Source organism: Rhizobium sp. 9140, assembly GCF_900067135.1.
GTDB lineage: Bacteria > Pseudomonadota > Alphaproteobacteria > Rhizobiales > Rhizobiaceae > Ferranicluibacter.
The window spans coordinates 2,907,720-2,920,718 of sequence record NZ_FJUR01000001.1 but is presented as its reverse complement, the minus strand read 5'-3'; the positions used below and the strand labels follow the sequence as shown (position 1 = coordinate 2,920,718).

The window sequence follows — 12,999 nt, the reverse complement described above, 5'->3', positions numbered from 1 at the left end:
TCCAACCGGAATAAAAGGGAACAGACGATGACCGAAATCAAGGACACGAAGAAGGCGACCGGCATCAGCCGCCGCGCTCTGATGAAGACAGGGGCTGCGGCCGTCGGCGCCATTGCCGGCTCCGGCGCCATCACCGGTTTCCCGACCATCTGGGCGCAGAACCCCGTCACGCTGCGCCAGTTCGGCACCGGCGTTTCCAACATCAATGCCATTGCCGAGAAGTGCAAGGCCGATCTCGGCATCACGCTCGAGATGACGGCGACCGACTCGGATGCCGCCGCCCAGCGCGCCGTGACGCAGCCCGACAGCTACGATATCGCCGACATCGAATACTGGATCCTCAAGAAGGTTTTCCCGGCGGGCGTCATCCAGCCGATGGAAATCTCCAAGTTGAAATATTACGACCAGATCGTGCCTCTGTTCAAGACGGGCAAGCTGACGCCGGACAGCGTGATCGCGCAGGGGACCGCGCCGCATACGGTCGGCTTCGTGGAGAAGGCCGGCGACAAGACGTTCGCCAAGTCCGAGACCGGTCTCTTCACGATGGTTCCGACCATCTACAATGCCGACACGCTCGGCATCCGCCCCGACCTCGTCGGCCGCGACATCACGTCCTGGGCCGATATCATGGACCCGGCCTTCAAGGGCAAGACCTCGATCCTCAACATTCCCTCGATCGGCATCATGGATGCCGCGATGATCATGGAAGCGCTCGGTAACATCAAATATGCCGACAAGGGCAACATGACCAAGGCGGAGATCGACGCGACGATCGACTTCCTGATCAAGGCGAAGCAGGACGGCCAGTTCCGCGCTTTCTGGAAGTCGTTCGACGAGTCGGTCAACCTCATGGCCTCCGGCGAAGTTGTCATCCAGTCCATGTGGTCGCCGGCTGTCGCCGCCGTTCGCTCCAAGGGCATCGCCTGCAAGTACCAGCCGCTCAAGGAAGGCTACCGCTCGTGGGGCGGCGGTCTCGGCCTTGCCGCGCATCTCCAGGGCGCGCAGCTGGATGCGGCCTATGAATATATCAACTGGTACACGTCGGGCTGGGTCGGTGGCTACCTCAACCGCCAGGGCTACTACTCCGCCGCCATGGACACGGCAAAGAAGTTCATGACCGAGGACGAATGGGGCTACTGGATCGAAGGCAAGGCCGCCAAGGGCGATATCATGTCTCCGGAAGGCAAGGTCATGGAAAAAGCCGGCGCCGTTCGCGATGGCGGCTCCTTCGAGGAGCGCATGGGCAAGGTCGCCTGCTGGAACTCGGTAATGGACGAGGATCGCTACATGGTTCGTCGCTGGAACGAGTTCATCGCGGCTTGATGCGGTGCGGGGTCGCCCGTGCGGCGGCGGCCCACAGCTTTCCTTCTCCCCGCAGGCGGGGAGAAGGTGCCGGCAGGCGGATGAGGGGCAGCCTTCTCCCTCCGCTCGGCTTGAGTATTCAACGGAGACCGACGGATCATGGCGACCATCGCTGCAAGCAAGCCGACACCGGCGCCGGATGCGCGGGTGCGCACGCCCAAATCCTTCCGCCTGCCGCCGCGGGCCATGTCCTATCTCCAGTCGGCACCGTTGATCGCGATTCTCGGCTTTTTCTTCCTGCTGCCGATCCTGATGATCCTGATCGTCAGTTTCTGGGATTACGACTTCGCGGGGCTCTATCCGGATTTCCTCACCCTGAACTACGAGGAAACGCTGGGCTCCTGGGTCACCTGGAAAACCTATCTGAACACGCTGAAATACACGGTCGTCGTCTGGGCGCTGACGACCTTCATCGGCTTCTGGGTCGCTTATTTCCTGGCCTTCCACATCCGCACGACGACGATGCAGATGGTGCTGTTCCTCGTCTGCACCGTGCCGTTCCTCACCTCCAACATCATCCGCATGATCTCGTGGATCCCGGTCCTCGGGCGAAACGGGCTGGTCAATTCGACGCTGATCGAGATGGGGATCATTCCGGCGCCAATCGAATGGCTGCTCTATTCGGAGTTCGCCGTTATTCTCGCCATGGTGCATCTGAACACGCTGTTCATGGTCACGCCGATCTTCAACACGCTGATGCGCATCGACAAATCGCTGATCGAGGCGGCGCGCGACGCGGGCGCCACCGGCTGGCAGATCCTCTGGAACGTCATCATTCCGCTCGCCAAGCCCGGCATCGCCATCGGCTCGATCTTCGTCGTCACGCTGGTCATGGCGGATTTCTCCACTGTGCAGGTCATGTCCGGCGGGCAGAGCGCGTCTGTGGCGCTGATGATGCGCAACCAGATGTCGCTGCTGCAATATCCCGCCGCCGCCGCCAATGCCGTTGTGCTGCTGATCGTCGTGCTGCTGATGGTGGCCGCGATCCTGCGCGTCGTCGATATTCGCAAGGAGCTGTAAGATGAGCCACGAGAAACGCACCTTCGAATTCTACGTCCTCGCCGCATTCTTTGCGCTGTTCGTGCTCTTCCTCTACGGTCCGCTGTCGGCGGTCCTCATCCTGTCCTTCCAGGGGCCGAACGGCGGCCTGACCTTCCCGATGAACGGCGTGTCACTGCGCTGGTTCTACAATCTTTTCGAGCAGCAGGCGGTCGGCAACTTCGGCGCATCGTTCCGGCGGTCCTTCTCGCTCGGCATCATGGTCATGGTCGTCAACGTGCTGGTATCGCTGCTGGCGGGCCTTGCCTTCCGGCGGAAGTTTCGCGGCTCGACCACGCTGTTCTATCTCACGGTCGCCAGCCTCGTCGTGCCGTCCATCATCATTTCGCTCGGCATCGGCGTCGTCTTCCAGCAGTTCGGGCTGAAGCCCGCTTGGTACTCCTCGGCCTTCGGCGCGCACCTCACCTGGACGCTGCCCTTCGGCGTGCTCATCATGTTTGCCGTGTTCAACCGGTTTTCGCCGGCCTATGAGGAAGCGGCGCGGGACCTCGGTGCAAGCTCCTGGCAGACGTTCCGCCATGTGGTGCTTCCGATGATCGCGCCGAGCCTCATCGGCGTCGGCCTCTTCGGCTTCACGCTCTCCTATGACGAGTTCGCCCGCACGCTGATGACATCCGGCACCTACAACACGCTGCCGCTGGAAATCTACGGCATGACCACGAACGTCACCACGCCGGTGCTCTATGCGCTCGGCACCGTCACCACCGTCTTCTCCTTCACCGTCATTCTGCTGGCGCTCGGCATCATCCTGATGCTTGGCCGCAGACAAGCCAAACTGGTCTGATCGCCCGCATGCGCATTCTCGTCGTCAATCCCAACACCACTGTTTCCATGACCGAAAAGGCAGCGGAGGCAGCTCGCCTCGTTGCCGCCGATGGCACGGAGATCGTCGCCGCCACGGCCGCGATGGGGCCTGCCTCGATCGAGGGGCATTACGACGGCGCGCTGGCGCTGCCGGGACTGCTCGATGCGATCCGGGCTGGCGAGGCGGCGGGCGCGCAGGCGGCCGTCATCGCGTGTTTCGACGATACCGGGCTCGACGCGGCCCGGTCGCTCGCCTCCATTCCGGTGCTGGGGCTTTGCGAAAGCGCGCTGGTCACCGCCGGCTTTCTCGCGCAACGCTTCACCGTCGTCACCACGCTGGAGCGCTCCCGCGTGCTGCTCGAGAACCTGACGCGGCATTATGGTTTTGGCGGGCGGGCCAGGGTTCGCGCGGCGGATATACCGGTTCTCGATCTCGAGAAGGAGGGCTCGGGTGCGCTCGACAAGCTCCGACACCAGATCGAACGGGCGCTCGCCGAAGACGGCGCGGAGGCCATCGTGCTCGGCTGCGCCGGCATGGCGGATCTCGCCTATGAACTGCAGTCGATCTACCACGTGCCGGTGGTCGACGGCGTTTCCGCCGCCGTCAAGCAGGCCGAGGCGTTGATCGCCCAGCGGCTGACGACCAGCAAGCGTGGCTCCTACGCTGCGCCTTTGGCCAAGCCCTATTCCGGGATTCTCAGTGGTTTTGCACCCCCGGCATCTGTGTAAAAAGTCCTGATCTCCGGACGCGCAAAGCCCGTCCGACAAACCCACGCGCCGCATATTCTTTCTCGCCGTTCTTTCTATATTGTCCGATCGAAGGGCCGGACCTGTGGTCCTCAGGCGGAAAAGAGGTACGGCATGGAACGGGATGCGGATGTGATCGTGGTCGGTGCCGGGTTTACGGGGCTGGCGGCCGCGCAGACGCTGATGGATCGCGGGCTGTCGGTCATCGTGTTGGAGGCCCGCGCCGACGTCGGCGGACGCGTCCGCTCGTTCGAGACACCGGATGGGACGCGGCGGGATGCCGGCGGGCAATTCATCTGCGACGACATGCCGGAGGTAATGACGCTCGTGCGGGAGGCCCGGCTGGAGATGGTCGAGAGCCGTTGGAAAGGTGCTGCAAAGACGGTATCGGCGACACCTTCGCGACGCGCATCGCACCGTGACAATCCCCTCTCTGCAAGGATGGAGGCCGCTGATCCTGCCGACCCCGCACTGGCGGGTCTTTCCATTGCCGACTGGCTGGACGAACAGGATGCGACGGAGGAGGCCAAGCGGGAATTTCTCAGTATGGTGCATGGGCTTTGGTGCCTTCCGGCCGATATCATTCCCTTCTGGTATCTTGTCGATAGCGATCGGCGGAATACGGCCGACGTGTCCGAGCTGCAATATTTCCTGAAGGACAGCGCCGCCTCGCTGGCCGATGCCCTGGCGGCGCGGCTGCGCCCGCACGTCTTTCTGTCCACGCCTGTCTCGGCCATCCACCGGGATGAGCATCATGTCATTGTGGAAACTGTCAGACGGCAGCTGACCGCGCGACATGTGCTTGTCGCCGTGCCGCCGGTGCGTGCGCGCGATATTATCCATCATCCGCCGCTGCCGGAGCCGCTTGTCCGGGCGCTCGGCTGCTGGCGGAGCGGGGCCGTGATCAAGATCCTGCTGCGCTACGACGAGCGCTTCTGGTCGCCCGAGGTGTCGTCCGGCGTCTCCTGGGAGGATGTGAGCGGGCTCTACGCCTTCGACGTCAGCCAGGGTGACGCGCATGCTGCTTTCGTCGTCTTCGTCGGCGGGCCGCTTGCCCTCGAATGGCAGGCACGGGGCGCGGCGTTCATCGAGCGGACGGTGCGGGAGCGCATGGGTGCGTTGCTGGGCGACAACGCGCCGGAGCCGGTCGATGTTATTCTGCACGACTGGACGGATGATCGCTGGAGCGGAGGTGGCTATAGCGATGTCATCGTCGATGCCGAGGCTTATGACGCAGAAGCGCTCTTGCGGCGGGGCGTCGACCGTGTCGCATTTGCAAGTTCCGAACTCTCTCCGTCCTTCCCGACCTATATCGAAGGAGCAATCGTGGCAGGACGTCTCGCAGCCGGGCGTATTTCGGACGCAGTGAATGCCGAAGACGAAGCGCCTGGCGCAGGCTTGAAGCGGGTGCGATGACGCGTCTTACCTGTCGAAGAATCCGGGCCGCAGCTTTTCACCGATCAGGCAATCCACGGGGGCGGGATTTGCAACGGGAATGGGAAGAAGCGTCGGCTGGCGCCCGCTGACCTCCATCACGAGCTTTTGCCGGATGGCGACGCCGAAGTCTTCCGGGTTGTGGATCGGCAGCACGAAGGCGCCGGGGCCGCCGATAACGCAGTCGCTGTAGTAGCGGTCGAGCCGGACGCCGACACCGGTGGGGCGGATGATGATCGCGAGGCCGTTGACGATGATTCCGCTGCGCACCGCCATGTCCCGGGCGGGCAGAACCGGTGGACCGAGATTGTTGGGACCGTCGCCGGAGACATCGATGACGCGGCGCTGGCCGTTGAAGGCGTTCGTGTCGATCATCCCCGTCGCGTAGGTCAGCGCGTTGGAAATCGAGGTGCCACGGCGGGTGGTGACAGGCCGGGCGGCGATCTCGTCTGCAAAGGCGGCAGCGTCCGCGGCACTCGCAATCACATGCCAGTCCACGCGCGAGCTTTCGTTGACGCTGCCGGCCCACTCGAAATAGCTGATGGCGATCTCGCCGATCAGTCCGCCACGAACGGCATCGATGAACGCCTTGTGGCGTAGGGCCTCGAGGTAACCGGCGCGCTGGATGCGCGCTTCCTCCAGATCCATCGATCCCGACATATCGACGGCAAGAACCAGTTCGACATCCACGTCTCGGCGGCCAAGCGCCGCGATGGTCGTTATTTGAGTTACGCCGGTTGTGGAAGGGGCCGATGGGAGGCCGTGGCTGGAAAGGCCCATCAGCAATGCAATTCCCGCCAAGATCATGTCATCCAATCCCCGCTTCGCACCGTAGAGGCGAACATTAACACAACGGGTGATGGCGGCGACCGGTAAGCGACTGCTCGGCTTCAACACTCGGTGAGCAAAGAAATTTCGCAGGGATAAAGAGATGAGGCACGTGCTGCGTGCCCGCTCATGAGGAGTTGCAATGCTTTTCAAAGATACGACCGACGCCGGGCTGATTGACAGATTCCAGCTGGGGGCGTTTCGGTATTTCATGCGGTATACGCATCCGGAAACGGGTCTCGTGGCCGACAGTTCGCAGGAAGGTTCGCCGGCCAGCATCGCCGCGACCGGCTTCGGCCTGTCGGCGCTCCCCGTCGGTGTCGAGCGCGACTGGCTGTCCCGCGAGGATGCGGCGCAGCGGGCGCTGACGACATTGCGCTTTCTGCGCGACAGCGAGCAGAGCCGCGACACGCTGGCCACCGGCTATAAGGGTCTCTACTACCACTTCCTGGATATGAAGACCGGACGGCGGGCGTGGCGGAGCGAGATCTCGCTGATCGATAGCGCGCTGCTGATCGCCGGCGCCATAACGGTCGGTACATATTTTTCCGAGAACACGCCTGCGGAAAAGGAGATCCGGGACATCGCCGATATGGTTTATGCCCGTGCCAACTGGGCTTGGGCGCTGGACGAGCAGGATACGCTGGCGCTCGGCTGGAAGCCGCGCAGCGGTTTCCTTCCCTATCGCTGGCATGGATATAGCGAGGCGGTCATTTTGTACACGCTGGCGCTGTCCTCGCCGTCCTACCCGATCCCGGCCAACAGCTACATCGCCTTCGGCAACCAGTGCGACTGGAGGGAGGCTCTGGGCAAGCCGTTCCTCTATGCCGGACCGTTGTTCATCCATCTGTTCTCCCATGCCTGGATCGACTTCCGAGGCATCCGTGATACGGCAATGGTCGAGCATGACAGCGATTACTTCGAGAACACCCGCCTCGCCATCGATCTGCAGCGTGACTACGCGGAGCGAAACCCGGAGTCCTTTGTGGGTTACGGCGCGGATTGCTGGGGGCTGACCGCTTGCGACGGGCCTGAGCGTTCGCGTCGTCTGCGGGATGGTCGCCAGCAGAATTTTTCGGGCTATGCCGCGCGTGGTGCGCCGTTCGGCCCGGATGACGGGACGCTGGCCCCTTGGGCGCCCCTTTCCTGCCTGCCGTTCGACGAAAAAGCGGCACTTTCCGGAACCCGGCATATCCTTGAGACCTATCCGGGTGTGATCGAGGAAGACGGCTTCATCGGAAGCTTCAATCCGAGCGTACCGGCCCGCACGGCGGAAGGCTGGATGAACACGCGGCGGATCGGCCTTGATCAAGGCATTCTGCTGATGATGATCGAGAACCACAGGACCGGCTTCTTCTGGAACCTCCTGCGCCAGTCGGCTCCCATTCGGCGCGGGCTGAAGCGCGCCGGTTTCGCGGGTGGGTGGCTGTAAGCTCCATATGATCATGCGACCTTCCAGATAAGGGGGTAGCATGTTTGTCATGCCGTCTTGAGGAAGCGGTCGTTGATGGCGCCGGAGACGATGCCGAGGACGAGCCAGAAGGCCAGCGTCGTCGCCAGGGCAGCCACTGCGAATTCCGCGCCGAGAACAGCGGGAACCGGGCTCGCGATATCGCCGGGCTGGGGTGCGCCGTAGATGTGGGGCAGAGCGAGGAGAACAAGGCCAACACCCTTGGCCACGATTTCCGTTCGCAGCGCGATCAGGCCGAGACCGAGCGCCGAGAGCGTCGTGGTGACGAGCCACCACGTCTGGCGATCGCCGAGATCGGCGGCGGGAAAGCCGGGCAGTTCGGGCGGAAGGCCGAGAGCCGGAAGCATGTGGACCGAGAGCCAGCCGAGGGCACCCCAGGTGAGGCCGGTGCGCAAGGTCGGCGGGTTGCCGATGAGAACGCCGAGGCCGCCCAGAAGCAATCCGAAGCCGACGCCCGTCACCAGATTGGCCATCAGCGTCCCGGAGAAGCGGCTCAGACCGAACATGATGCCGCCATCCTCGTGTACCTCGCCATCATGCGCATAGGCGGGCGTTACCGGCTGAAGCGCGGATGCGAGGGACTGGAGCAGCGCGCCGGATTCGCGTGCGGAATGCTCGTGTGCCGCGGGTGTTCCGTGGGCAGGTTCTCCCTCGTAGGTTTCGGCGTGGAGGATCAGCGGCACGACGCGGAGTTCCTGCGCGGCGGTCATGAACAGGCCCGCGATGAGGCCGGCGCAGATGGCGGCCAGAAGTGTCTTGACGATCATGGTTATACCTTTCGGAGCAACGCCTTACCGGCGTGCCGTCGTCCTGTGCAGGTGTGGGATGATCCGATCGATCCGCACGACAATGCGCAGCGCGACCGATGCGGTCACACAGAGGCGGTCGCGTCGGGCATGCAGGCGTCAGCAACGCAAGGCCCGGTCACGAGGCTTGCGTTCGCCTGTCGCTTGGGAGATCGGGCTTGTTTACCCTAGTGGCAGGGGAAGCCGAACGCATGGCGGACGTCGTGCGCGGTGTCGTGCAGCACGGCCGAATTGGCCAGACCTGCTCCGAACACGAGGAACGCCCCGATGCACAGGGAAAGGAGACCCGCAATCATGCGGTCATTGAGAGAAAGCGAAACGCCGGATGCGTTGGTAACAGCCATGACAACCTCCGTGATGGCAACGTGGGACGTGTCCCACTCATTTGGGCGACATGCCCGGCATCAATCGGCAGGTGTCCTGGCTCGCGGCGTCTGATGCCCAATGGCACCGTCGGGTCTTTCTCGCCTTCCCGCAGATCCGGTTTCCCGTTTCCGCAGTGACTTCTACCGGTCGCCCGGCATGAAAGACCCTGACCGCTCTACAGTCGCGGGGTCGGCCGTGATTGAGGTGCCGCACTGGGTCCACCCGTCACGTTCCCATTTACTCCCCGGATGGTGTGGCACCCGGAGAACCTATTGATGAGCATCACTATGACGCCTGCGGAAGGGCTGTCAATCGCACCGGTCCGCCTGCGTCTCAGATCAGAGGGTCGCGGCAAGGGCCGCGAGCTGGTCCGCGCACTGGTTCCAGCCCTCTTGAAAGCCCATCTGCTCATGCGCGTCGCGGTCGGTCTTCGTCCAGTGGCGGACGCGGGCCGTGTAGCGCGTACCACCATCCTCCGGCTCGAAGGTGATGATGCCGGTCATGAAGGGCTTTTCGGAGGGCGTCCATGCGTGGATATAGGCGTCGGTAAAGACGATCTTCCGATCCTGCACAACCTCGAGGTAGACGCCGCGATTGGGCATTTCCTCACCTTCCGGGCTTCTCATGACGATGAGGTTTGAGCCGCCGACGCGCAAATCGACCTCGGCCGCCGCGATCGTCCACGGTTTCGGCACGAACCATTGCTGGAGAAGAGCAGGCTCCGTCCAGCAGCGGAACAGCGCGTTCGGCGTGACATGGATGTGGCGGGTGATGACGAGGTCGCGATCGTCGGAGGTGGTGGGTACTGTCATAGGCTCGGGCATGGGCATTGTCCTGGGGCGGCTCGTCTGTTTTGCCGAGTTTCCGTCATTCGGCGCCGACTGTCGAGGTCTTTGCGATCGGCTTCGAACATCGGTTACGGACCGGCAGGGGAGGACTGGATCTTGACGATCGCGGTGGTCCACTGCGGAGCCTCGGGCGGGCCGGTGCGTGGTGCCGGGAAGACGAGGGAGGACCGGAGCGGCGCGGAATGACCCGGCGGGATGCGGGAGATGATCAGCGCGTCGTCGCGACCGATCGTGCGGCAGGCGCCGGCCGGGCAATCGTCGAGCGTGACGTCGAGGGTGAAATAGTCGAGGAAGGCGGTGCTGTCATTATGGACCGTGCCGGTTACCACATAGCTGCTCGCGGGTGTGCTCTTTTCAAACTGAAGGTTTTCCAACCGGACCTGGCTCTCCGCGATCGTGGCGACAGGCTGATCCGCGGTGACCGGCGACAGAGGTTCGGACGGGCGGGCATTGTCGTCGGTCCACCAGACGACGAAGGCGCTGATGAGGCCGACGGCGACGAGCACCGAAAGCGCCGGCTCGGCCATCTTGCGAAACCGCTGGTCCCAGACGGCAAGCGCGACGACCACAAGGCTCGCGATCGCGAGCGAAATCCAAAGCATGAACTGCCTCCCCATGCACCTATATATAGGGACGACACGGTCGGGTTGAAAGCGCATGCGGTGAATCAAACCGGGAACAAAGGTGAGATCACCAAGTTCCTCAGCCGCAGAAACACCGTTTGAACCACCGCGGCGACAAACCTGTCCCGCGGACCCGTGAAAGGATAGAACAATGGCAGGAAAAGCACTCGAGGACCTGTTCCACGACATGCTCAAGGATGTCTACTACGCTGAAAAGAAGATTGCGAAGACGCTGCCGAAGATGGCCCGCGGCGCACAGAGCCCGGACCTGAAGGCCGCTTTCGAAAAGCATCGCGAAGAGACCGAAGGCCAGATTGAACGCCTTCAGCAGGTCTTCGACATCTTCGGCAAGCGTGCCACCGGTAAGACCTGTGCCGCCATCGAAGGCATTATCGAGGAAGGCGAGGAAGTTCTTGAGGAATTCAAGGGCTCGCCGGCCGTCGATGCGGGCCTGCTGGCCACGGCGCAAGCCGTCGAGCACTACGAAATGGCGCGCTACGGCACGCTGAAGACCTGGGCTGGTCTGCTCGGTCTCGATGAAGCCGTCAAGCTGCTCGACGAGACGCTGAAGCAGGAAGAAAAGACCGACGCCGACCTGACGAAGCTGTCGAAGGCCGTCAACGCCACCGCCATGGACAAGGCGAAGGCTGCCTGAGCTTCAGGCCAGGTGCTACGAATGAAAACGCCAGCCGGATCACTCCGCGCTGGCGTTTGCATGTTCGGGAAGAGCTGCGTCAGTCCGTAAGGCTGATCCAGTAGGCGCCGTCGAACGGCACCGCGGCGAAGCGCTTGTTGATCTCGGCAAGCGTCGTTTTCGGGTCGAGATCGGTGAAGAGATTGGGCCGCAGCCAGCGGGCGAAGGCTTCTGCTGCCAGAATGTTGAGCGGCACCGCGTTGAAGAAATTCCACAGGCCATGCACGCGTCTGTCGCGCACGGCCTTGAGGTTGGCGAGGATAGGGGAGGTGATGACCTGCTCCAGCGTCCGTCTCGCTTCCTCATCCGGCACGCCGGGGCCGATGGAGAAAGCGCTGTAGGTGCCGCCGGGGGAGCCCGTGGCGATGTAGACCTCGGGGTCGGCAGCGATCAGATATTCCGTCGAGACGATGCCGCCCTGGGCGGGCAGGTTACCTTCCGCGATATTCCGGCTGCCCGTAAGCCCGATGAAGGCGCCGAGACCGCCGGTGCCATAGGCGTAGCAGCACTTGTCCGGATTGGGGAAGGCATCCATCAGCACCGTCGGCCCGGGGGCGGTCGCTTGCGCCACGCGGTCGCGAATACGGTGAAGATGCGTCTCGTAGAAGGTCGCGAAATCATCCGCCTGCGCCTCGCGGTCGAGCACGGTGCCGAGCAGCCGCATGGCAGAGGGCGTGTTCTTCAGCGCATCGCTGTTGAAATCCACCACGATGACGGGGACGCCCGTGCTTTCCAGATAGTCGATGGCGCGCTTGCCGAGCTCGGTATCGGCCTGCCAGTTGGCCATGATGGCGAGATCGGCCTTCAGCGACAGGATGGTCTCGAACGACAGACCATCGCCGGTGCCATCGCCAATGGTGGGCAACGTGGCAATAGCGGGAAAACGCTTCTCGAAGGCGGCGTAGATTTCCGGGTTGTCGCCCTTCATGTCGCCCGACCAGCCCGCGAGCAGGCTGACCGGATCGGGATGGATGAGCGATAGGGCGACGAGATTGAAGCCGCTTCCCAGCAGGATCGCTTTCGGCTTCTCCGGGATCGTCACGGTGCGCCCGATGGAGTCGGTCACCGTCAGCGGATAGGTGGACGCATTTGCCGTGCCGGGCGGGAGAGCGGCGACCAGCGATATCAGACAGAGGAGAACGGCGAACAGGCGGCAGGGAAGCATCGGGTCTCAGTGTCCTCTTTGCGGGCCTTCGCCACGCTGGCTGGGCAGCGCGCAGAGCGCGCCGCAGCTCGGAATACCGGGAAGGAGGTAGCGCAGGCAGCAGACCTTGCGACGACAGACGGTCTCGTCGCCCACGGGTTCATGCCGCAGACAGCCGCGAAAGGGGTTGGCCGTACCGTCCGCAAGGACCGGCTGCTCGAACAGCGCGCGGGAAGCCCAGGCGTCGCTGCCGCTTGTCGGGGCCGTGGCGTTGAACGCGTAGTCGATGTAGACGGCGGCATTGTTCCACGCGAGCTTCGGTGCCAGACCGGCGGCCGCTTTCATGGCCGCGATCACGGCAGCGAGATGGCGGTGAACCAGAGGCACGACATAGCCATCCGCGCCGTCCGCTGCATCGGCCTCGCTCCAGTCGCCTTCGGTTTCCAGTCCAAAGGCCCGCGGCAGGCCGTCTTCGGCGAGCGCGATGGTCATGCTGGAGAGATCGACCGGCAGGACGTAATCGGCCCGTCGCGCGACGATAAAGGGGATCGTCAGACCGGCGAAGTAGTAGAGCGACCACATGGAGGCCACCGCCCGCTGGTCGCTGCCTCCATGGGTTTGCGCATACCGATCGAGCGCTTCGGTAAAGGCGGGAGACGAAAAAAAACCGGCAAGGGGCAGCGCCCCTTCCAGATCGCGTGACAGCATCATCTTTTCGCCGCACCAGGCATGCTCGCCGGTGAACACGGATTTCAGTTCCGGCGGCCGGAAGGCATCGTTCGGCGGAGAGGGAGGGGTTGGGTTCATCCGGGC

At 63.4% G+C, this 12,999-nt stretch carries 14 protein-coding genes and 1 riboswitch; of the genes, 7 read left to right on the top strand and 7 right to left on the bottom strand.

All coding sequences use genetic code 11. The annotated features are described in order from the left end of the window. Positions 1-27 precede the first annotated feature (27 nt). From GA0004734_RS13690 to GA0004734_RS13665, 5 genes are all read left to right on the top strand, one after another. Positions 28-1,323: an ABC transporter substrate-binding protein gene (locus GA0004734_RS13690; protein WP_092934517.1), complete on the top strand. Its 1,296-nt coding sequence runs from the start codon at positions 28-30 to the stop codon at positions 1,321-1,323. A 138-nt stretch (positions 1,324-1,461) separates the two neighbouring features. Then, a complete protein-coding gene (locus GA0004734_RS13680) occupies positions 1,462-2,382 on the top strand; it encodes an ABC transporter permease (protein WP_092934515.1) in 921 nt (306 codons plus the stop codon). A gap of 1 nt (position 2,383) precedes the next feature. Continuing rightward, entirely contained in the window at positions 2,384-3,205 is an 822-nt protein-coding gene (locus tag GA0004734_RS13675) for an ABC transporter permease (RefSeq protein WP_092934513.1), read from the top strand. 8 nt (positions 3,206-3,213) lie between these two features. Beyond that, entirely contained in the window at positions 3,214-3,954 is a 741-nt protein-coding gene (locus GA0004734_RS13670) for an aspartate/glutamate racemase family protein (protein WP_092934511.1), read from the top strand. A gap of 132 nt (positions 3,955-4,086) precedes the next feature. Then, on the top strand, positions 4,087-5,388 hold the full coding sequence (locus tag GA0004734_RS13665; RefSeq protein ID WP_092934509.1) for a flavin monoamine oxidase family protein: 1,302 nt from the start codon (positions 4,087-4,089) through the stop codon (positions 5,386-5,388). A gap of 6 nt (positions 5,389-5,394) precedes the next feature. On the opposite strand, the gene GA0004734_RS13660 is transcribed toward GA0004734_RS13665, so the two are convergent. Continuing rightward, complete coding sequence (locus GA0004734_RS13660) at positions 5,395-6,210, bottom strand: DUF1194 domain-containing protein (protein WP_280949515.1); 816 nt, start codon at positions 6,208-6,210, stop codon at positions 5,395-5,397. Between the two features lie 166 nt (positions 6,211-6,376). Here GA0004734_RS13660 and GA0004734_RS13655 point away from each other — a divergent pair, with 166 nt between their 5' ends. Further along, entirely contained in the window at positions 6,377-7,666 is a 1,290-nt protein-coding gene (locus tag GA0004734_RS13655; RefSeq protein WP_092934507.1) for a glucoamylase family protein, read from the top strand. Between the two features lie 47 nt (positions 7,667-7,713). Here the strand turns inward: GA0004734_RS13655 and GA0004734_RS13650 are convergent, their stop codons facing one another. The 4 genes from GA0004734_RS13650 to GA0004734_RS13635 form a co-directional block, all read right to left on the bottom strand. After that, the gene (locus GA0004734_RS13650; RefSeq protein ID WP_092934505.1) at positions 7,714-8,472 is read right to left on the bottom strand and encodes a CbtA family protein; all 759 of its coding nucleotides are present in this window, start codon (positions 8,470-8,472) and stop codon (positions 7,714-7,716) included. Positions 8,473-8,678: 206 nt separating this feature from the next. Next, positions 8,679-8,855, bottom strand: coding sequence for a CbtB domain-containing protein (locus GA0004734_RS13645; protein WP_092934503.1), 177 nt, complete (start codon positions 8,853-8,855; stop codon positions 8,679-8,681). A 48-nt stretch (positions 8,856-8,903) separates the two neighbouring features. Then, positions 8,904-9,165: riboswitch (cobalamin riboswitch) on the bottom strand. A 50-nt stretch (positions 9,166-9,215) separates the two neighbouring features. Further along, complete coding sequence (locus tag GA0004734_RS13640) at positions 9,216-9,701, bottom strand: SRPBCC family protein (RefSeq protein WP_245292421.1); 486 nt, start codon at positions 9,699-9,701, stop codon at positions 9,216-9,218. 92 nt (positions 9,702-9,793) lie between these two features. Next, positions 9,794-10,327, bottom strand: a complete 534-nt coding sequence (locus GA0004734_RS13635; protein WP_092934501.1) for a hypothetical protein — start codon at positions 10,325-10,327, stop codon at positions 9,794-9,796. 172 nt (positions 10,328-10,499) lie between these two features. Here GA0004734_RS13635 and GA0004734_RS13630 point away from each other — a divergent pair, with 172 nt between their 5' ends. Further along, positions 10,500-11,003: a YciE/YciF ferroxidase family protein gene (locus GA0004734_RS13630; protein ID WP_092934499.1), complete on the top strand. Its 504-nt coding sequence runs from the start codon at positions 10,500-10,502 to the stop codon at positions 11,001-11,003. 79 nt (positions 11,004-11,082) lie between these two features. Here the strand turns inward: GA0004734_RS13630 and GA0004734_RS13625 are convergent, their stop codons facing one another. Together GA0004734_RS13625 and fhuF are read right to left on the bottom strand one after the other, a co-directional pair. Further along, entirely contained in the window at positions 11,083-12,207 is a 1,125-nt protein-coding gene (locus GA0004734_RS13625) for an ABC transporter substrate-binding protein (protein ID WP_092934497.1), read from the bottom strand. A 6-nt stretch (positions 12,208-12,213) separates the two neighbouring features. Then, a complete protein-coding gene (gene fhuF / locus GA0004734_RS13620) occupies positions 12,214-12,993 on the bottom strand; it encodes a siderophore-iron reductase FhuF (protein ID WP_092934495.1) in 780 nt (259 codons plus the stop codon). Between the last annotated feature and the right edge of the window lie 6 nt (positions 12,994-12,999).

Excerpts from the sequence above, each read along its gene's own strand:
- GA0004734_RS13690 (WP_092934517.1), top strand. The coding sequence starts at position 28 with ATGACCGAAATCAAGGACACGAAGAAGGCGACCGGCATCAGCCGCCGC.
- GA0004734_RS13680 (WP_092934515.1), top strand. The coding sequence starts at position 1,462 with ATGGCGACCATCGCTGCAAGCAAGCCGACACCGGCGCCGGATGCGCGG.
- GA0004734_RS13675 (WP_092934513.1), top strand. The coding sequence starts at position 2,384 with ATGAGCCACGAGAAACGCACCTTCGAATTCTACGTCCTCGCCGCATTC.
- GA0004734_RS13670 (WP_092934511.1), top strand. The coding sequence starts at position 3,214 with ATGCGCATTCTCGTCGTCAATCCCAACACCACTGTTTCCATGACCGAA.
- GA0004734_RS13665 (WP_092934509.1), top strand. The coding sequence starts at position 4,087 with ATGGAACGGGATGCGGATGTGATCGTGGTCGGTGCCGGGTTTACGGGG.
- GA0004734_RS13655 (WP_092934507.1), top strand. The coding sequence starts at position 6,377 with ATGCTTTTCAAAGATACGACCGACGCCGGGCTGATTGACAGATTCCAG.
- GA0004734_RS13650 (WP_092934505.1), bottom strand. The coding sequence starts at position 8,472 with ATGATCGTCAAGACACTTCTGGCCGCCATCTGCGCCGGCCTCATCGCG.
- GA0004734_RS13645 (WP_092934503.1), bottom strand. The coding sequence starts at position 8,855 with ATGGCTGTTACCAACGCATCCGGCGTTTCGCTTTCTCTCAATGACCGC.
- GA0004734_RS13640 (WP_245292421.1), bottom strand. The coding sequence starts at position 9,701 with ATGCCCGAGCCTATGACAGTACCCACCACCTCCGACGATCGCGACCTC.
- GA0004734_RS13635 (WP_092934501.1), bottom strand. The coding sequence starts at position 10,327 with ATGCTTTGGATTTCGCTCGCGATCGCGAGCCTTGTGGTCGTCGCGCTT.
- GA0004734_RS13630 (WP_092934499.1), top strand. The coding sequence starts at position 10,500 with ATGGCAGGAAAAGCACTCGAGGACCTGTTCCACGACATGCTCAAGGAT.
- GA0004734_RS13625 (WP_092934497.1), bottom strand. The coding sequence starts at position 12,207 with ATGCTTCCCTGCCGCCTGTTCGCCGTTCTCCTCTGTCTGATATCGCTG.
- fhuF (WP_092934495.1), bottom strand. The coding sequence starts at position 12,993 with ATGAACCCAACCCCTCCCTCTCCGCCGAACGATGCCTTCCGGCCGCCG.